Source organism: Phocaeicola plebeius DSM 17135 (genome assembly GCF_000187895.1).
GTDB lineage: Bacteria > Bacteroidota > Bacteroidia > Bacteroidales > Bacteroidaceae > Phocaeicola > Phocaeicola plebeius.
The window spans coordinates 371,671-391,068 of sequence record NZ_DS990119.1; the positions used below are offsets into that span (position 1 = coordinate 371,671).

Below are 19,398 nucleotides of genomic sequence, written 5' to 3' on the forward strand. Positions count from 1 at the left end.
CCTGTAACTTTGCCTGCACAATTAATCCATAACACCACACTCATGCAAATCTTGCTCGCCATCGATTCCTTTAAAGGCTGCCTTTCTTCCGAAGAAGTGGAAGCCGCCTTCTCGCAGGCCCTCACCGCCCGCGGGGCAGAAGTCCGTTCCCTCCCCATGTCCGACGGAGGCGAAGGGATGCTTCCGGCCTTTATCACCGCCCTCCACGGGCAACTTCTCCAAGCGAAAGTACACGACCCGCTGATGCGTCCCGTCACCGCTTGCTACGGCATTGCTCCCGATGGAACCGCCGTCATTGAAACTGCGCAAGCCTGCGGACTGACGTACCTGTCTGCCGAGGAACGCAATCCGTTAGTGGCCACCACCTACGGCGTAGGCGAACTCGTGGCACACGCCGTACGGCACGGATGCCGGCGCTTCCTCATCGGACTGGGCGGAAGCGGTACGAGCGATGCCGGAAAAGGCATGCTTCAGGGCCTCACCGATTCCCTGACTCCCGGCGGCACGATAGAAGACGTGTTGAACGATTCCCTGTCCGACTGCCACTTCATTCTGGCCAGCGATGTACGCAATCCGCTCTACGGACCCGAAGGCGCCGCCCGCATCTTTGCCCCACAGAAAGGAGCCACTCCCGCGATGGTGGAAGAACTGGACCGACGCGCCCGTCAGTTTGCCAAAGAATCTGCCCAACGCATGGGCAGAGACGCATCCTTCCAGCCTGGTGCCGGAGCTGCCGGCGGACTGGGATACGCCTTCCTGCAATACCTTCAGGCCACCACCCAATCGGGTGCCGACCTCCTGCTCGACCTCTGCGAATTCGACACCCTCCTGACACATACCGACCTCGTCATTACCGGCGAAGGACATGCCGACCGTCAGACACTCATGGGCAAGCTTCCCGAACGGGTGATGCGACGGGCACAGGCACAGCATGTCCCTGTCTGGCTAGTAGCCGGAAAAGCCAGCGATGCCGAATCCTTGCTGAATGCCGGATTCAGTCGGGTAGACAGCCTTACGCCCGACGATATGCCTCTTGCAGAAGCCATCCGTCCGGAAGTCGCCCGGGAGAATATCCGCCGGTGGATAGAAACCGTATGGAATCAGCTGAAAAAGTAGTATCTTTATCCCCCAAATACACACCCAACCCGTAAAAACATGAAAGCTTATTCATTACTATATCTGTCGCTGTTTTCCTTTGTAACAATCTCTGCATGCAAGCCATCCCGTACAGCTCAGACGGAAAAAATGAAAGAAATGGAAAAGAAAGAGCTCAAAATGCTCGAGGATTCCCAGGCAAAATCAGAAGAGGAAGCCCTGGAAATTTCTTTCGGACCCTCCCATGAAGGCCTGGTCAACTGGGTACTTTCTGATACTGCCACCTTCTCCTATCCTTTCACCCGAAGTATCGAAAAGGAATACGTCACCATCGCCACTTCAGCCGACAAATGCCTGCGCATCTATTCATGGAATACGGGCGAAGGCGGAACCATGATCTGCTGGGGTAACCTCATCCAGTACAGAAGCGGAACGGAAATAAAAGCTGTCCACCAGTCGCTCGACATGCAGCTACACCCTAACGGCGAGCACGATGAAATGGACTACGGCAGCTACATCGACACCATCTATACCTATCCTTGTACAGACGGCAGCAAACTGTACATCGCCGACGATTATTTCAGAATATCCGGTAACTATTCCACCAATTCCTTGGTAGCCATGCGGATAAAAGACGGAAATCTCGTCAGCGCCCCTTGCTTCGTACGCCACGGTAAGCGTACAGACACCGTAGGTTTGGAACACACCGCAGCCGACTGGTACTTCCTTGCGAATCTGGGCGAAGGATGGAACTGGCTCTTCCAATTCGACCCAAAAGCACAAAACCTGTATGTGGCCACTACAGACAGCATGAGCAGCATTACCGACCGATACGACATCTACCATTTCAATGGCACAGACTTCGTCTATCAGAAAACCGGAGCTCCTTTCTGGCTGCATCCCCAGTTGCATCACTACCAGCGTCTGGAACTATTTTTCAGAACGAAAGATTACATCATCCGCATCGACAAGCTGGACGAAGAAACCATGCGATACGCTTCCTGGAAAAGCACACAGCAGATGTCAGATACTCCCGAACTGGTGCTTACCGGCAGCTATGTAGAAAAGGACAACACCTTCCTCTTCTCAAAAGGCAGCTACCGCTATGTGGTGACTATGGGTGATAAAGCCACCCTGAAAGTGCAGCACAACGGAAAAACGATTCTGCAACAAACGCAAGAAACGAAAGAGTTCTGATACGCGAATATGAAGATAACGATTGCGCAAGTCCCATTGGTCTCCCAATAACAGATTCCAGAAAAAATCCCCAAACTATTTACTCTCCAGCTGAGCAGGCGAAGAAAGCTTCTCGTTGGCATCATAACTCTGTTTTGACGGAATCACACCTCTTACCCCACCTTTCGGATTAGGCACATCGCCCTTGTAGCGCGGAATCAAGTGCATATGTACGTGAAAGACCGACTGTCCAGCCGCCTCGTTCACATTAATACCCACATTGTATCCGTCAGGATGGTATCGCTCGTCTACCTTCTGCTTCACGTACTGAAGCACCACATTCATGGCCTCCCGTTCGTGATTAGTCAGGTCGAAGTAAGAAGCCACATGCCGCTTGGGGATAATCAGTGCATGACCTGGCGATACCGGATAACCGTCATAGAACGCCACACAAGTAGCCGTCTCACAAATAATTTCCACTCTTCGCGACAGACGGCAGAAAGGACAAACCTCCCCTTCCTTCCGGGGCAACTTATTGAAATGCTGATACTGATAAAGTTCATAGCTCGAATTACGTTCCAAACTCTGGAAAGGCAGTCGCACATTACACTGATAGGTGTACTGGCGATGAATGGCATGCAACCTGAATCCTTCTTCCGTCAGGTCACGACGGACGGCAAAAAAGGCCGTTCCCGTAGGAGCAAGAAGGTTCGTGACATTCATCATCACTTCCGCCTGTGCGTATGGTTCCAGGACATTCAGCACATAGTTGCACAGAATGGTATCAAACTTCCCGTCTGGATACTCAGAACGATAATAATAGTCGTACCCCGTGATGTCATACCCCTGACGTTTCAACTCGTCTGTGTCAAAGCCATACCCACACCCAAAGTCCAGAATACGTCCTTTCAACAGATTATGTTGAAGCAGGTAACGGGTGGGTACAGAAAGACTCGTACGCTTGATGGCGGTGAGGTAAGGATGGTTTATCTTTTCAGGTTCCATAATATTTAGTATTTCCAGGTTTCAAATCCCATGTTCAAGGCTATTTGGTGCATTGGAGTAAAGGTCTGAAAGAAACAATCTAATAAATGTTCCTTATCCATATGCACAATATCTTGCACAGTGTATCCTAAAGAAAGATAATCTTCAAGTAACTTATTTTGTCTCCCTGTTTTCAGATAAATTCTCAAAGCCTCTTGATGTGCTTCGGCCAATTTGGGAAGATACAATTCCAAATCAGGCAATTTATTACTTTTCGAGCTATTGATACTTGGGTCTGATGGCATCAAATTCCAAAGCAAATCATGAGATACAAAACTCCACGGTATAAAATGATCCAAATCATACTTACGTATTTCCAGGTGCTTACTTGTATAAAGACATCTCACTTCCATACCTTGGTTTATTACCACATTCCAGAACTCATGCTGATTCGACAAGGAATTTCTCTCTTCTCTTTTTACCAATTTATTCGGTATATTGGGTACATTAGGATTCCTAACTTGAAGAAAATTAGTCAGTCCCCAATATGCAAAAGCACTTAGAATATCATAATTTTCTTTCAGATATGTCAACCAAACCGGATTCAATTCTATCCATAGTGAGCCATCTGTCTTCTCTAATTTGTAAAGGCATCCATTTTCAAATGCCTGAGAACGAGCTACCATTTCTCGGTCATCCGAAGTATCAATCCACGGTCGTAGAAACCGGAAAGGTACATTCTTTTGAAGGAAATTCAACTGTTTCCGTATGTCAAACTGCTGGATAAGTTTCTGTAACAAATCTGTCAGTTCCTTTACTCCCAAATTGATAGGAATATTGTTTTCCTTCTGTAAAGTTAGAATAGCATCATAAAGTGATTCCGATTTACCGAACGAAAGCCGGAAATAATTAACAGGATACCAAGCATTCGCAACCATTGTTACCATAATTTCCCAGACATTCATCCTTGTTTTCCCTTGTTTTACATATAAATCAAGTATGCCCAGAAACCAATAATATTTATAAGTCGCTACAGTCTTATCAAATACTCTATTAAGGTATCGGGTGGTAAGTATTTGTGATTGTGGTATTTGCATAAAATTAAAGATTAATATCTAATAGAAATTTGCAAATACAAAGATAAATTTTTTCATCAACTTTCATAATATATAGAACTATAGAGTTTTCATATGTTATGCGCACCAAATATATTTCAGTCTTTTTCGTCGTACTGATAACCCGCATAGATATATACGGTGGTTATCTTAGCTTTAATCTGCACACTACTTAAAATGCAACTATGAACATGTATTACTTTAACTTCAGTCAATACCACACACCTACGTGAGGTGCGACCTCCTTCATCTTCAAGCCATAGAACTTTCGTTCTGGTTTCAATCCACGCACCTACGTGAGGTGCGACCCAACTGGTTGAATGTGTCCAGTGCAGCTTTACGTTTCAATCCACGCACCTACGTGAGGTGCAACGCGGTATCAATCATGCTTTTAAGGCTGTTCTGCATGTTTCAATCCACGCACCTACGTGAGGTGCGACTAAGGATTCTCGCTCTGAGCAACCTTCAGCGACCAGTTTCAATCCACGCACCTACGTGAGGTGCGACGCATTATCATTTCTTATTATTCTTCGATGCCCCTGTTTCAATCCACGCACCTACGTAAGGTGCGACCTCCATTTCGGGTATTTTTTCTTCCACTTCCTGTGTTTCAATCCACGCACCTACGTGAGGTGCGACAACTTTTTGGTCATGTGAGACTCATTCACCGAAAGTTTCAATCCACGCACCTACGTGAGGTGCGACGTATTTTTCAATACGGATTCATCCGATGTTATCCTGTTTCAATCCACGCACCTACGTGAGGTGCGACTGACACATCGCCTGATTTGGACGGTGATGGAATCGTGGTTTCAATCCACGCACCTACGTGAGGTGCGACACAAATGAGGAATTACAAGGTATGACGCATGATGTTTCAATCCACGCACCTACGTGAGGTGCGACCCAAGGCAACATTAATCATGTCGGCCGCTTCGACGTTTCAATCCACGCACCTACGTGAGGTGCGACTCGCACAGGTCACGATACTTCATCAGTTCATCGTGTTTCAATCCACGCACCTACGTGAGGTGCGACTTGTGGCTATATAGAGATATTTATCCTTGACATAGTTTCAATCCACGCACCTACGTGAGGTGCGACGTCTATCTCCAGGCTCACGAAGCGGATGCTTTGGTTTCAATCCACGCACCTACGTGAGGTGCGACAGTAAACTCTTAATCGTCTTATATTCAGTCATATAAAAAGGGCTCTCTGAGAACCCATAACATACTACATTTTTTAAAACTTTTCAAAAAGAAAAAATAAATCTAAACATCTAGAAATCAATGCATGCGAACCAACCAGCTTTTATGCATCACTTTAGGTTCGCATTCAAATTATTAAATCACCAGAAATATCAAAAGACGTTATTTTTCCTATCTTTTCAATCCTTCTCTCCCAGTTTTTACCTAGAAAATAAAATCTAATACTATCTAATTCAATATTAATAATGGATTCTAGCCTAGCTCTCAGTATCAGAAACTGTGACTCAGTAAGAGAACACTCAAAAACAGAATTCTGCACTCTTTGTCCATAATCCTTACAAGCATTTGCTACATTACGTAATCTTTTCTTTCCAGAATTAGAAAGGGTATTCACATCGTATGTTATCAAAACCATCATAACTCTTATTGAATTAAAAATACAGGATAATCATCTATTTCACCTCGAATATAACGAGCCATAAGCATTGCCTGAGAATAAGGTAACAAGCCAATAGGAATTTTTTCACCTAAATAAGGATGAGTTATTAATTCCTTCTTTCTACTTTGCCAAGATGAAATTAAGATTTTCCGGCAACTATCAGTCATTAAAATACTTTCATCCCCTTGGCTAAAAAAGTCCTTCTCTGTAACCTGCTTCCTATTGATTAAAGATAAAACCAATCTATCACCTAAGTAAGCTCTCAACTCTTCCATCATATCAAGTGATAAAGACACCCTACCTGGACGAAGTACATGAAGAAAACCCACATAAGGATCTAAGCCCACAGACTCTAAGGCGGATGCCATATCATTGGCTATTAATGTATAAACAAAGGATAGCATCGCATTTACCGCATCTTTGGGAGGATGTCTGTTCCTACCATGAAACGGAAATTTTCCTCGTTGCTGTAAAATCAATTGAGAAAAAACAGAAAAATAAGCATTAGCTGCTTCCCCTTCAATTCCTCTTAACTCGTCAGGATTACTTGCGTCAAAAAGTCGCCTTTTAGCTGTATTTAAATGTAGAGCTACATTCTCAATCTCTACATTTGGGCCGTTATCTCGGAGAAAACGCCGTAAAATATTACGGTAATTCTGAATTTTTCCTCCAATAAATAATTTACTTAAGTGTAACGAGAAATCTTTGTCACTAGCAAGATTATATTGTCTTGTACGAAGCAAAACATTTCCTTTAGTAGCTCCTTGCACTCTACTAATAAATCTTCCCTGTGGAGTAAGAAATGTCAACGAAACCTGATTATCTACACATAGCTTCATCAAACCTGGACTTGCTCCCATATAACCAAAAGTCACAATAGCCTCAATATTCAAGATTGGGATTCTGAACAGTTCATTGTGATGGTCAGATACAACCACATTGAGTCCATCCTTCGATAAATATGCATCAGGAGTCGTAACGTATAAAGTATTAAGTAGTTTCTTCATACAAGTATTTTTTTAAATATGTTGATACTTGACTCTTTTTACACACCAACGGTAAACAAATGTCATAAAGTGAACATCTCTTACAATGGGGACTATAAACAGATTTTGGTATCTGCATAGATGAAAAAATATCATGCATCTTGTCTGCACATTTCTTGGTAAGCTCTCTTAATTCCTCATTAACATATATCACATCCCTACGACGAACCTCATGATAATACAAGGCTCCATAATCCAACTGTATCTGATACATTTCTTCCAAGCACATTACTTGTGCAGCTAACTGAACTTCATCACAGCGGTTAGGCTTTTGTTTACCACGCTTATATTCTACGGGAAGAACATTCCAATATCCAGGATAATGTGGATGGCGAATCGTATTGATAGAAGAATCAGAAGGTGTCAATTCTATCGCATCCGTGATTCCATATAACCCCAAAGAATGTGACGCAACATGAACAGATCGCAATGTAATGATATCACCATTTTTCTGTCGATAAAAAGGGTCGTCTACTCGCTTATGTAATAATTTTCCTTCTGTTGTAAGGCTGTTATCTTCCCATTCCTGTGACAAATGAATTAGCCCCCACTGTCTGGGACAAAACATAAAATGCTGTATCCCAGACAACATGAGCATATTTTCATCATCATATTTCATGATAAGCTTTTTTATATCATTTCTTCCAAATGAACATGTTCCGGTAGTTTAGAAGTATCAACTGAAACTTCATAATCCGCAAAGCTACGGGCAACTCCTTCACATTTCTTCTTCACTGTAACCAAATCAAACAACTTGTTAGCAGGAGCATTCCCCAGTTCACTGTCATGACGGAATACAATAAGTTTCTGTGTGCTCATCAAACCTCGTGAAGCGGATCGATCACAATCAAACATATTCTTTAATGCTTCCCAAAATAATCTCAAATCTTCTTCAGAAAAACCTGTCTGTTTAGCCAAATTTGCAGATACAAAACCATGACATCTGTATAAGCCATATGGCACAGTCGATTTCCGTCCCATTGTATGATTATCACCGCCCTGCTTTTCTGCTTCCTTATCTGTTGTCACCGCTATACGTGTGATAGAATGCTCCATACTGACAATAGGCTCCACAGAGCGGGCAAAGGTCAGTTGAATCGGACCTCTTACCTGACCTGCATTTTTCCCTGTGGTCATCACTGCCCCAAATGTTCTAACGTCATAATATTTTGCGCACATAAACTTACGGGCAGCATCAACCTGTTCTCCTGCTTTTTTTCCTTTCTTTTCTTTCTCTTTTACCGATTCATCTTCATAGGATTCATCAATCAGATTATTCAAAATTGCTTTTTCTTTAATGAATATATCATATCCTATTTCTCCGGATTTTGCTATTTGCACATAATTGCGCACTTTGCGCTTCAGACATACATCCGACATCAAACCTTCTCCAGTTTCGGTATCCACTCTTGGCAGATTTCCGGCATCTGGGTCACCATTCGGATTACCATCCTGTACATCAACCAACAACACAAAATCTATTTTATGATTCAATTCTTCCATGATTTTAATTTTATTTATTCAACAATATCTTCATTTTTTTCACTAGCTTTATAGAATTCAGCCATCTGATGATGGTACCCCACAAAGAAACGGCCCTGATCCTGTATATTCAAATGAGTCGGGAAACCTTCAGCTAAAAGCAAATCAATAATTTCATTCTTCAGCTTTCTAAAGAAAATAATCGAAGGACTGTTCAACTTTTCCTCGTGATGAACAGACAAATTCAGCAGGTTTCCAAAAACAGCAGCAGGTGTAGTCGAAGCCGCATTCAAATAACGCTGACGAATACTATCGATTCCATAGCTCTTCTTTTGTAAGTATTCCAGTGTGGCAAACAAACGACCACAAACATAACCTACATTATTATTTGATTTATCTAACATAACGGTAAGTTTATGATAATTATTAGGTTGTCTATTTAAATAAGCTTTTATCAACGCGATACGAGTTTGTGTAAGCTTCTGTTCTGCACGGATTCTCCTGAGACAGGCCGAATATAGAGAATATGGATAAGGTAAATACTGGAAAATACTCTTGATGACAGCTTCCGGTAAATTGGGCTGAACATCACCCACTTTTCCCTCTAAAGCCACTGCGGACAACATACTATAGACCCCTTTGTAAGGCCTCTTCTCCATACGGTAATCCACAATTTCCATATCCTCAAAATGCCTCAAAATATTTTCCGCAAAATCTTTTATAGGAATCTCTTTCCAATATACTACCGCCAGTCGTGCGGCATTTGGTGCCAGACCCAGAATGAAGAAGCAATCATTCGTCTGAGTTTTTATTTCACCCGAAAAAATAGATTTAAAGACCTTTTCAACTTGAATGACTCCTCTATCTGGATTATCCGTTTCATTTCCCTGTAAATTCATCAAGGAGAAAAAACAAGACTCAGCTTCCAGTCCAACCTCGGAAGCTACAGACGCCCAAAACACATAAGTTCTGGTAGCAACCCGGAACATATTTCTTGAGTTTTTTCTTAACAGATGTGTTAATGCTGTAGTATAGGCAAATTCCGCCTCCCGAGAAATAGGTGCATTATACGCTTTTTCTTTACCATAAGAATCATATCCCGAACCTACCTGAAAAGCAACCAGTTTAGCCGTTGCCTGACTACCCAAGATTGGTGTGGCAGTTGTCAATTCCACAAGAGGCCCTTCTTCACCTGTTATCAGACAAGTATGAGTCTGCCTGTCAGCATGACAAACAGACAGGCTATCTAAATAGAAGTTCACCACATCCTTGTCCTCAGGTATAATAGTTAAGGCACCATTTATTCTAAAAGAAATATTACGAGTAAGATTCTTACACAACTCTCCCCAAAGCGGATCTTTTTGTAAAGCAGACAAAATAATCTCATTCCCCTTACCATAGAAAAGATGCAATGCCATTAAAGGGATATTCCCTGGCAAAGCCCCATGCAGTTCCTCTACCTTATTACAGAAAGTGGTGTAATTTTTCCAATTCTTTTCCCTTTCTTTTTTCAAAGCCTCTTCTTTAGCTGCCAATTTCAGTGGATCGGCAGGTGGGTTCCTTAAAGGTAAGTTGGCCTCTGAATAATTCAATACATAAGCACAATTATCCCAACAGATATTAGCAACAGGACTACTGCTTCGGCTTACAGCTTTCGGAAGCAGAAAAGATTTACAGCTCTTATCGTCAATCCGGCAATCTTCCAGACGCACAAAATTACCTTGTTCATCAATTACAATCAAGAAAGCCAGTTCTCTATATTCCATACCTGGCCGAGCCAATTCCTGGCTTCGATGATAATAATCATATAAAGCTTTCAATATCATCGCAGAATCTCCTCACTGTTTCTAGGTGGAACATTAATAACTCCATCCTGCATTTTTGCACGAAAAAACATCGCATTTACATTATCTGGATCCGAAAAATCCATGTCATAAAGCATAATACCTAAATCCCGATCTTGGGCCAATGGAGGAGATAAAGTTTCCCCCTCTTCCAACAAACGGAAATAAGCAGAAAACTCACGTACTCCCAAATAGGGCTGATTAAAACATTGACCTTTCGAAGCCCGGCGCTCAAACATCGCCTGGTACTTACCCGGATTTTCATCTTTAGTATCCCGCAACTGTCCGTTTGTCCTCTGATTAACTGGTATATACACCAACTTAGCATAAATCCGATAACGTACATTCTTCAACAGCAATGTATTTCTTTGCTGGCGTTTCTCTTCTATATAAATCTGTTGCGCACGTATACTTCCCACCGCTCCTACTTCATTTCTTCTTACAGATGCCCACTGAATAGGACTCAGCACTTCTATCCGAGTCACCTCCCAACGAATAGCAGGTTTCCAAAATATGGCTTCAAAAATAGCGCGAGCTGCCGATGGAGTAATCACATCATAACTGACACGTTCTACCTTCAGTTCCGGACGGGTAAAACAAGCCATATCTCCCCATACCTCTAAGCCATACTCCTTATCATAGTATTCCATAAATAATATTTATTGTATTAAAATTTCATCTAACCAGTGGTTATGGGTGGTTAACCCTGTTTCACTGGAATATTGTTCTCTATCAGGTAATAAATATATTCCTTCAATGACTTCTTCCAGCAACCCTTGCTTCAATAAGGATTGGAAATCACGTTCATTGATATTGACCATAAAATTACCGATCTTTTTTGAAAGCTCGTATGAAAAACCATTTTTCTTGATTTTAGCTACAAATTCCAAACTATCCACATAATTTACAATTACATTTCGCCCTCTTTCTTCTATCAGTTTAAATGCTTGTGCTGCCTGCTCAAAATCCATCTCATTGATTCTCGAATTTTGCCTTAAAAGTCCTATTACTCCTTTCTCATCAAAGCTATTACAACGGCAATATAACTGACGAAAATAAGTTGTCATCGCTTGCGGAGACAACCAATCGACAATCTTGCCCATACTTTTCCGAGCTTCATTCGCCTCACTTAAAGAACCCTTCGGCAAAGGTTTATCCAGATTGAAGACATAAGTATCTGCAATACCTAATCGTCCTTCACGGTTACACCTTCCAGCAGCTTGAAGTATGGAATCCAATCCTGCCTCCTGACGGAAGACTACCGGAAAGTCTATATCAACACCAGCCTCAATTAATTGCGTGGATATTACCCGAATAATCTTATTTGAGGTATCATTTAACGCTTCCCGAATTCGTTCTATAGTCTGTCGTATATGTAAGGGACACATTCTGCGAGACAAATGAAAGACCAATCCTTCTTGTGGCATACGGCTAAATATTTCAAATGCATCATTGCGGGTATTTACAATACACAAGACTTTATCATACTGGGTTAGACGATGAACGATATCATCATAAAGACTACGAAAGTCATCAATATGAATATTAACACGACGCAATTTATCATGTAAATTCCAATTATTCGGAATAAGTTCTTCTACTTTCTTCAAACCATACAATTGAACTAGATTATTTGTTCCTTGATGATTGCCTGATAATATAGGCTGGCTTGCTGTAGTGAACAGGAAACTGACCCCAAACAAGCGTTGATAACTATCCATTGCATTTACAATAGGCTGCAAATACTCACGAGGTAAAGTTTGTATTTCATCTAAAATAACAACACTGTTTGCAATATTATGAAGTTTTCTGCACACTGATGGTTTATTCCCAAATAAAGACTCAAAAAATTGAACATTGGTTGTCACAATAATCGGATAATCCCAATTCTCTGAAGCCAGACGTTGCTGTAACTCCAGTTGAGAACTATCCGGCTTATCTTTCCAAACTTCTTCAAAATCAAAAGATGAGTGATGTTCACATACATTCTCATCACCAAAAATCTTACGCAATATTGCTGCTGTTTGCACTATAATACTAGTATATGGAATGACGATTATAATTCTGTCTTTTCCATATTTTACAGCATGTTTTACAGCCCATAATAAAGATGACAATGTTTTACCTCCTCCAGTCGGCACAGTTAAGGAGTAAAAACCAGGCTCTTTAATTGACTTTTCGCCACATAGATGCTGTATTTTTCTCCTTAGCTGATTCAATTCTGTCTGAGGGGAATTCTCAGACAATCCTGCTAAATAAGTTACCAATCGGGGCAATAACCCTGTCAAGGGAACGCCATTACCACGTTGGAAATAATTATTTTCATTCAAAAATCGCTCAGTATCAAGATAATCTGCATCAACCAAGCATGAAAATAACAAACGGATAAAATGATTTAAATCATCAGGTCCAAAACTCTTACCTGTGGGTATCAAATCTTTCTCAGTAAAATCAGGAACAGGAAATCTTACCCCGGAAGGAATATCATCATTCATCTTCGCATTAAAATCATAGCTATCGGATAAACCAGTATGATGTGAAGCTATCGGATATGATAAAAGTGGGAACAAATGGGGATAAAGCTTTCGTACTACAAGTGCACCGATAAATGCATGGGGAGTTCTACCCGCATATTTGAGATCGGGCTTAAACCCTGAAACTTTCCGAATATATAACTGAAAAGAATCTTGTTCTTTTCCTATATCATGAAACTGCCCGATTATATATCCCATGCGGGCACATCCAAAAGCTGAGGCAAACTTCTGCGTAAGCAAAGCTACTCCCTGTTGATGTACTTCATTAGACTGAAAGACCCACGAGTTGGCATCTCCGATATCTAAGCGTTTAAGGTGTGAAATATATTGAGGCTCTTGCATCATAATTAAACTTATTTTTATCTACTCCTTTACCACATACACCGGCTGATACTTCGTCCCCGCATTCTTCAACACCCCTTCCTTCATTAGCTCCCGAATCACCCGCGTAGACTTCGACGAATTAAACCCAGTGAGCCGTTCAAAGTCGCGGCGTTGCAGGAAAGAGTGAGTCTTGAAATACTCCGCTAATTTCTTTTTCACCTCTTCCTCATCCAGCTTAGTAGAATGATGCGCCTCGTCTACCTTGCGCTCCAGATACACACTCTGAAAGCGGTCAATCAAATCCTTGTCGGGCGTAAACTTGATGCTTCTCACCTGTACATCATCATCCTTAATATACTTCGGATTAATGTCTGGCGCACATTTCAGGCTCAGACTGAAATAGCCGATTCCTTCCAGATGCACCGCATATCCGTTGCTCAGGTTCTCATAAAGCTCATCGTTCAGGGCTGTGATGACAGCTGCCACATCGGCTGGAGAGGCGGTACATTTCTTGCGTATCGCTTCACGGATTTCACGGGTGGTCACCACGTCTTTGGTAATCACTTTTGCATGCAACTTCGGTACAGAAACTCCCTCCTTTACCGGATTCTCAAACAGGTCAAATTTTATAGCCATAATCGTTTTAGTTATATTGTAATTATACTTCTTTCGAAACGCTTATACAAAAATACCTCGACACGTAGCTGTCAAGGTCGCGACACGAACGTGACGAGACATCAGCACGAACGTGTCAAGACCTCGTCACGTACGTGTCGAGGTAAATTTAACTCATTTTTTAAGAAAAAGCAAGGATTTGCCTTCTAAATTTCAAGAAGCTCATTCCCTATTTTTATACCACTTTCAGGTATTGCGGCATCACTGGTTTCTCCAGTTTCCAGGTGATGTTCATGGGGAAATCACCATGCGAAGAAACATAGTCCACAAGGCCGAAACAATGGAAAGGACAAGTGTTTCCAAAACCGTCTTTCTTTTCCTCACGCACAAAGAGCACAATCTTGTTATGCCGCTGCGGTTGCTCAGTGTAAATCCGTCCTCCACGGTTGTGATGGGAGTCAGTATTCTTGGACTGCCAATGGAAGTAATCCTTATTGATGACATAATCATCGTATTGCGTAGAAGGTGAAAAATCTTTGTCGGATTTGTTCAGGGTGACAAAGAGCAAGGTGGCATCGTATTCTGGCAAATTGAACACACCAGACACCGAACCTGACATTCTTTTCTCTTCAGTTTGCCGTCCAACCAAAGTGAATATCTCCTCACGGGTATAGCATCCATAAAGTTCAATGCAAGGTAATACCTCAGGGCCAAGCGGTGTGGTGGTAATTTCCAAATGTGACAACAAGTAAGACACGATTTCAGCAGCTTCTTGCTTGAAATACCGATAACGGTCATCATGCAGTAAAGCCAACGCCTGATACATGCCCATTTCTTTCAGCTCGGTTTTGTCGATTCGCTCCTGATAGAGATTATAGTAAAGCATAGTGGCATACAGACGCTTGTCTTCGTCCATATAACGTTTACTGCCCGACAGGAAATCGGCCACGAAATGCAAGTAAGAGACGGTGTTATGATGTATCAGATTGCCCATGCCTTTCTCCAGGCGTCGGGTAATCGCATCATCGGTATAAGAGATACGCCCTGCGGCCCGTTTGAGGGAGGTCCAACAATTGTTACCCACATATACCACACGGATGTCTTGTCCATTATTCTCCAGGAATTGGGTAAGCGTGGGCAGCGTGGTGTAGGAATTGATTTCTTTCACCAGGCGATTTTTGTTGTAGATGGCTTGCTGAATGTTCTCTAAGATGTATTGTCGGGCCTGCTTTTCCATAATAATGCTGCACCCAGTAGGCAAAAGGGTGAAACCGTTCGCTATCTGCTGGGCAATATTCTTTTCGGGACGCAGAGTAAGGGCACGAAATTTTGAAGCGAAATCATACTTCTTATGAGCTTGTGCCACAAAATCGAGGACGGTGAGTTCGGTCTTCCCTGGAGAAAGACGGAGACCACGGCCCAACTGTTGCAGGAAGATGGTCAAACTGTCTGTAGGACGGAGGAAAAGTACCGTATCTACTTCGGGTATATCAACTCCTTCATTGAAGATGTCGACCACACACAGGTAGTGCACCAGCCCGTTACGAAGGTCTTCTGCCAGTTGCTTACGTTGCGGTTGCGGCGTATCGGAAGTCAGGCTTTTTGCATTGAATCCGTATTTCTGGAGCTGAAGGGCCATAAAGTCGGCATGTTTCTTATTGACGCAGAAGCACAGAGCACGACAGGTGTATTCATCGGCCAGGTAACGGTGTAAGGCATCTACGATGTGTTGTGCCCGTTCGGGTACGCACAGTTTGTCGGCCAGTCGGTCGATAACATAACGTTGTCCGTTCCAGAGGGAATCATCAGTCAGGTCAGTGTCATCGGTCACGCACAGGTATTGGAAGGGAGTCAGCAATCCGGCCTGAAGGGCTTGCGGAAGGCGTATCTCGGCACTGATGCGTCCGCCAAAATCCGGGCGAAGGTCTTTTCCGTCCATACGTTCCGGGGTGGCGGTAAGTCCAATCAACAATTGAGGATGAAAATGCGAAAAGAGTTTCCGATAGCTGTCGGCCTGGCTATGATGAGCTTCGTCGATGACGATGTAGTCGTAATAATCGGCCGGGAGCTGCGAAAACAGGGCTTCAAACCGTGAGTTGAACATGGAGATAGAGACAAACAGATGGGCATAGTCGGCCTCGGTTTGAGGAGCTTCATTACCGACCCACAACGTGCCGAAATTGGCGTCTTGCAACACGCTGCGGTAGGTGTGTAAGGACTGGCGAAGGATTTCTTCACGATGGGCGGTGAACAGGATGCGACTGGTCCGCCCTACTCCTGTCTGCTGTTGGCAGAAGGACTGATAATCGAAAGCGGAAATCACGGTCTTTCCCGTACCAGTGGCCGCCACAACCAGGTTACGGAAGTTGCCACACTCCTCACGCTCTACTTTCAGTTTATCTAAAATCTGCTTCTGGTGTGGGAGCAAAGAATAGCGTTGGTACACGAAAGTATCCGGTTTTCCTTTGAAGGTGTTGCGATGCAATTCCTGTTGGAACTTTTCAATGCCTCCTAGCCGGAAATCTTCAAAGTTCGGGCTGTTCCAGTACAAGTCGAAGGTGGCCAGCGCGGTCTTGATGATGTGCGGATTTTCTACACTCGTCACGCGCATGTTCCATTCCAATCCGTCGGTCTGTGCCGACTTAGACAGGTTGGACGAACCGATATAGGCAGTGTGCATGCCGGAATTACGCACAAAAATGTAAGCCTTGGCATGGAGACGTTCGATGTCGGTTTGATAAGAAATATGAATTTCCGTATGAGGTAGTTCGGCAAGTTGCTGCACGGCCTTAGTCTCGGTCGCCCCGCAATAAGTTGTGGTGATGATGCGTAAGCGGGTGCCTTCGCGTTGGCAGAACTTCTTCAAGTCATCCAACAGCAAGCGCACACCGGAGAGCTTCAGAAAAGAAACAATAAAATAAATCTCGTCGGCACTGGTAATTTCCCGTCGAATTTCCTCGCCCAATGAAAGGACACTGTTTCCACCCGTAAACAGGTTGCTCACCCGGAAACCGGATTGTGGGCGGACGGTTTCTGAACGACTGTGCTTTTGCAGGAGGTTCTTTTGCTGGGTCATCACCTCCATCAAGAGGTTGGAAGTGTCGGCTATCTGCACTTCTTCCACAAGCCCGTACTCGGCCAATATCCGGTTGACCAGTGTCATCCGGTCGTGCATATCTTCCGTGTCTTCCAGTTTCTGCCGGATGGCTTTTGCCAGATAATCCGCTAAAATCTTAGGGGATTCGGCCGCGTCTATTTGTTCGCGCAGGCAAACCAACTGCTGGGATTCAGCCTCCTGTATATCTCGTTCAACTTCCTGATTGATAATATTCTCGTAGATTCCTTTCTTTAACATCGCTTGCTGATTTCAGAATTTCATGCTGAAAGTACAAAATAAAATGAAACTAACTGACATATTTTTAGAAAGAATCCCGAAAAACTTTATCTTTGTGAATATAAATCATTGGATATTATGAACTCATTCATACCCATCTTTTCAGCCTTCTTCATCCTGCTCGGATTCCTCGTCTGGAGATTCCCCAAACTCATTGCAGGATACAACACCATGACGCCCGAGCAACAGAAAAAAGTCGACGTCAAAGGGCTCAAAGCCTTCATGTGCCGTGTGTTCTGCGCAATCGGCGTACTAGTCTTCGTGAGCTACCTGCTTCTACGGCTGTTCATGGACGAAGCGTCGGCCATCAACATCAGCTCCATAGTAGTACCCATAATAGGGGTAATCTATCTGCTGGCCGGTGGCCAACGGTACGACCACAACTAACGGGATGTCTGGGCGATAATCTCCTTCACCACCTCCACATCGGCTGGGAGCCACGCCACGCTGTCCAGTTCTTCCAGCCTCAGCCAGGCGGCACTCTCATGCTCTTTCAGCACCAGACTGCCGGAAACGACCGAACAGCGGTAGCAATGCATCGTGAGGTGGAACAACGGATACTCACAGTTTACCGTGGTGAGGAAGGCATCCACCCGGATGTCGGTGTCCAGTTCCTCGCGGATTTCACGCACCAGAGCCTCTTTCCTGCTCTCGCCCGGCTCTACCTTTCCGCCGGGAAATTCCCAATAGTCTTTGAACTCGCCATAGCCGCGCTGGGTGGCGAAGTACTTTCCGTCGCGCACCATCACTGCTGCCACTACCTCGATGTGTTTCTTTACTTCACAGCACTCTCCTTCCCGACAGATGCACCAGAACGGGACGGACTTGGCGTCGGTAAACTCTTTCATCCGCCAGGCTGATTCGAAACCGCTGGCCACGAAATGCATGGGCACGAACAGACCGGTACGGAACACGTCGAGGAACTGACGGGCTCCGCGGGTGTAGCCGTTGCCGATGCGCCCGTCTACGGGAAACATCACCACGTCAAAACGGTCGGTGAGCTTGCGGATGTCTTTCAGCTCGCCCAGGAAACGCTTTTCTTCTTTGGCAGGGTCAATGTAGATGCCGAAGTCGGGGCTGTAGACCAGTCCCCCATGATAATCGTCGGTCAGGAAACGGGCGTACCAGTTGTTCAGGTCGCCGGCATGGAAGATACGCTTGCCGTCGGTCTCTATCACCCACGACACACCGCTGTCGTTGCTTCCGGTGGCCGTCACGCGGAGGAGTTCGTCTTCCCACGTAGCACCTTTCCCCAGCCAGGCGTCGGCTTCTTCCTTCTGCGCCCGACGGTGTTTCAGGATGTCTTTCGAAAGGATGTAGCGCACGTTCGCTTTCCGGGTCCGCCAGGAGAAGATGTCGCGGTTGAAATGGTCTTCATGGAAATGACTGGAGAAGACGTACAAGGACTTGGGCGACTGCAACAGACGGGGCATCACGCCGGCAGGGTCCATCCAGTAGTCGAACACGAGGATGCAGCGGTCGGTTTCGAGGGAAAAGCCGCTATGGAAGATATAGGTGAGTTGCATAGGCTGCTTGAATAATTTGTGCAAAGATAGCGTTTTTGCCGGAAAGCACGATATTACTTAAAAGGCAGAAAAAGACACGTCCAAAATATTCGTATCTTTGTGCCAAACAAGTTGCCGCATGAAGAGTACGAAACAAGACATAAAACGCATGCAGTGGGAAAACGACCCGCTTTACCGGCTGATAAGAACCATCAAGAATGTGATGGACCGATACTACCTCGACCCTCTCGTCGGACTGTTTTTTCCAACGGCGGGCGACATTTTCTCTTCGGCCATGACACTGCCCTTTCTCACGGTGTCGCTGTTCAAAATCAAGTCCATTCCCCTCACCCTGGCCATCCTCTACAATATGCTGGTGGACATGATGCTGGGTATCATTCCGCTCTGGATTGGCGACCTGCTGGATATTTTCAGCCGTTCGTACGCGAAAAACTACCGGTTGATTGTGGGTTTCGTGGAAGGTGACAAGGAGGTGATTCAGGAAGTGAACCGCAAGGCCATACTGACAGCCGCAGGCATCCTGGTGCTGTGCGTAATTATCTACTGGGTGGCCAGACTGGCGGTCTACCTGACTTCCGAACTGTGGGGATGGATTCAAGGATTATTCTAAAAACAA

General features: G+C 44.2%; 16 protein-coding genes, 1 pseudogene and 1 CRISPR repeat array. Of the genes and pseudogenes, 4 read left to right on the forward strand and 13 right to left on the reverse strand.

Features of this window, described 5'->3' with window-relative positions:
• The first annotated feature begins 42 nt into the window (after positions 1-42).
• Together BACPLE_RS02770 and BACPLE_RS02775 are read left to right on the forward strand one after the other, a co-directional pair.
• Entirely contained in the window at positions 43-1,116 is a 1,074-nt protein-coding gene (locus BACPLE_RS02770) for a glycerate kinase family protein (RefSeq protein WP_007558728.1), read from the forward strand.
• Positions 1,117-1,254: 138 nt separating this feature from the next.
• Entirely contained in the window at positions 1,255-2,292 is a 1,038-nt protein-coding gene (locus BACPLE_RS02775; protein ID WP_148374633.1) for a hypothetical protein, read from the forward strand.
• A 75-nt stretch (positions 2,293-2,367) separates the two neighbouring features.
• On the opposite strand, the gene BACPLE_RS02780 is transcribed toward BACPLE_RS02775, so the two are convergent.
• From BACPLE_RS02780 to BACPLE_RS02830, 11 genes are all read right to left on the reverse strand, one after another.
• Complete coding sequence (locus tag BACPLE_RS02780) at positions 2,368-3,276, reverse strand: HIT family protein (protein ID WP_007558730.1); 909 nt, start codon at positions 3,274-3,276, stop codon at positions 2,368-2,370.
• A 5-nt stretch (positions 3,277-3,281) separates the two neighbouring features.
• Positions 3,282-4,352: an HNH endonuclease domain-containing protein gene (locus BACPLE_RS02785; RefSeq protein WP_007558732.1), complete on the reverse strand. Its 1,071-nt coding sequence runs from the start codon at positions 4,350-4,352 to the stop codon at positions 3,282-3,284.
• Between the two features lie 294 nt (positions 4,353-4,646).
• Positions 4,647-5,539: direct repeats of the CRISPR family, unit length 32 nt; unit sequence GTTTCAATCCACGCACCTACGTGAGGTGCGAC.
• 166 nt (positions 5,540-5,705) lie between these two features.
• Complete coding sequence (gene cas2, locus BACPLE_RS02790; protein WP_007558733.1) at positions 5,706-5,996, reverse strand: CRISPR-associated endonuclease Cas2; 291 nt, start codon at positions 5,994-5,996, stop codon at positions 5,706-5,708.
• A 5-nt stretch (positions 5,997-6,001) separates the two neighbouring features.
• A complete protein-coding gene (gene cas1c / locus BACPLE_RS02795) occupies positions 6,002-7,024 on the reverse strand; it encodes a type I-C CRISPR-associated endonuclease Cas1c (RefSeq protein WP_007558735.1) in 1,023 nt (340 codons plus the stop codon).
• Positions 7,008-7,682 carry a CRISPR-associated protein Cas4 gene (gene cas4 / locus BACPLE_RS02800; protein ID WP_007558737.1) on the reverse strand — a complete coding sequence of 225 codons (675 nt, stop codon included), beginning with the start codon at positions 7,680-7,682 and terminating at the stop codon, positions 7,008-7,010. The genes cas1c and cas4 overlap by 17 nt, the downstream gene beginning before the upstream one ends.
• An 11-nt stretch (positions 7,683-7,693) precedes the next feature.
• The gene (gene cas7c / locus BACPLE_RS02805; protein WP_007558739.1) at positions 7,694-8,566 is read right to left on the reverse strand and encodes a type I-C CRISPR-associated protein Cas7/Csd2; all 873 of its coding nucleotides are present in this window, start codon (positions 8,564-8,566) and stop codon (positions 7,694-7,696) included.
• A gap of 14 nt (positions 8,567-8,580) precedes the next feature.
• Positions 8,581-10,371, reverse strand: coding sequence for a type I-C CRISPR-associated protein Cas8c/Csd1 (gene cas8c, locus BACPLE_RS02810; RefSeq protein ID WP_007558740.1), 1,791 nt, complete (start codon positions 10,369-10,371; stop codon positions 8,581-8,583).
• A complete protein-coding gene (gene cas5c, locus BACPLE_RS02815) occupies positions 10,368-11,039 on the reverse strand; it encodes a type I-C CRISPR-associated protein Cas5c (RefSeq protein WP_007558742.1) in 672 nt (223 codons plus the stop codon). The genes cas8c and cas5c overlap by 4 nt, the downstream gene beginning before the upstream one ends.
• A 9-nt stretch (positions 11,040-11,048) precedes the next feature.
• On the reverse strand, positions 11,049-13,268 hold the full coding sequence (locus BACPLE_RS02820) for a CRISPR-associated helicase/endonuclease Cas3 (RefSeq protein ID WP_007558744.1): 2,220 nt from the start codon (positions 13,266-13,268) through the stop codon (positions 11,049-11,051).
• Positions 13,269-13,286: 18 nt separating this feature from the next.
• On the reverse strand, positions 13,287-13,883 hold the full coding sequence (locus BACPLE_RS02825; RefSeq protein WP_007558746.1) for an HU family DNA-binding protein: 597 nt from the start codon (positions 13,881-13,883) through the stop codon (positions 13,287-13,289).
• Positions 13,884-14,097: 214 nt separating this feature from the next.
• Complete coding sequence (locus BACPLE_RS02830; RefSeq protein WP_007558747.1) at positions 14,098-17,217, reverse strand: DEAD/DEAH box helicase; 3,120 nt, start codon at positions 17,215-17,217, stop codon at positions 14,098-14,100.
• A 117-nt stretch (positions 17,218-17,334) separates the two neighbouring features.
• On the opposite strand from BACPLE_RS02830, the gene BACPLE_RS02835 reads away from it, so the two are divergent.
• On the forward strand, positions 17,335-17,643 hold the full coding sequence (locus BACPLE_RS02835; protein WP_007558748.1) for a DUF3784 domain-containing protein: 309 nt from the start codon (positions 17,335-17,337) through the stop codon (positions 17,641-17,643).
• Here BACPLE_RS02835 and BACPLE_RS19650 read toward each other — a convergent pair.
• Both BACPLE_RS19650 and BACPLE_RS02845 read right to left on the reverse strand, forming a co-directional pair.
• Positions 17,640-18,014: a (deoxy)nucleoside triphosphate pyrophosphohydrolase gene (locus tag BACPLE_RS19650; RefSeq protein WP_262501080.1), complete on the reverse strand. Its 375-nt coding sequence runs from the start codon at positions 18,012-18,014 to the stop codon at positions 17,640-17,642. The two genes, BACPLE_RS02835 and BACPLE_RS19650, sit on opposite strands and share 4 nt — an antisense overlap.
• A 21-nt stretch (positions 18,015-18,035) precedes the next feature.
• A pseudogene (locus BACPLE_RS02845) lies at positions 18,036-18,782 on the reverse strand (MBL fold metallo-hydrolase); the annotation flags it as partial.
• Positions 18,783-18,900: 118 nt separating this feature from the next.
• On the opposite strand from BACPLE_RS02845, the gene BACPLE_RS02850 reads away from it, so the two are divergent.
• Positions 18,901-19,392, forward strand: coding sequence for a DUF4112 domain-containing protein (locus tag BACPLE_RS02850; RefSeq protein ID WP_007558755.1), 492 nt, complete (start codon positions 18,901-18,903; stop codon positions 19,390-19,392).
• Positions 19,393-19,398: the final 6 nt, after the last annotated feature.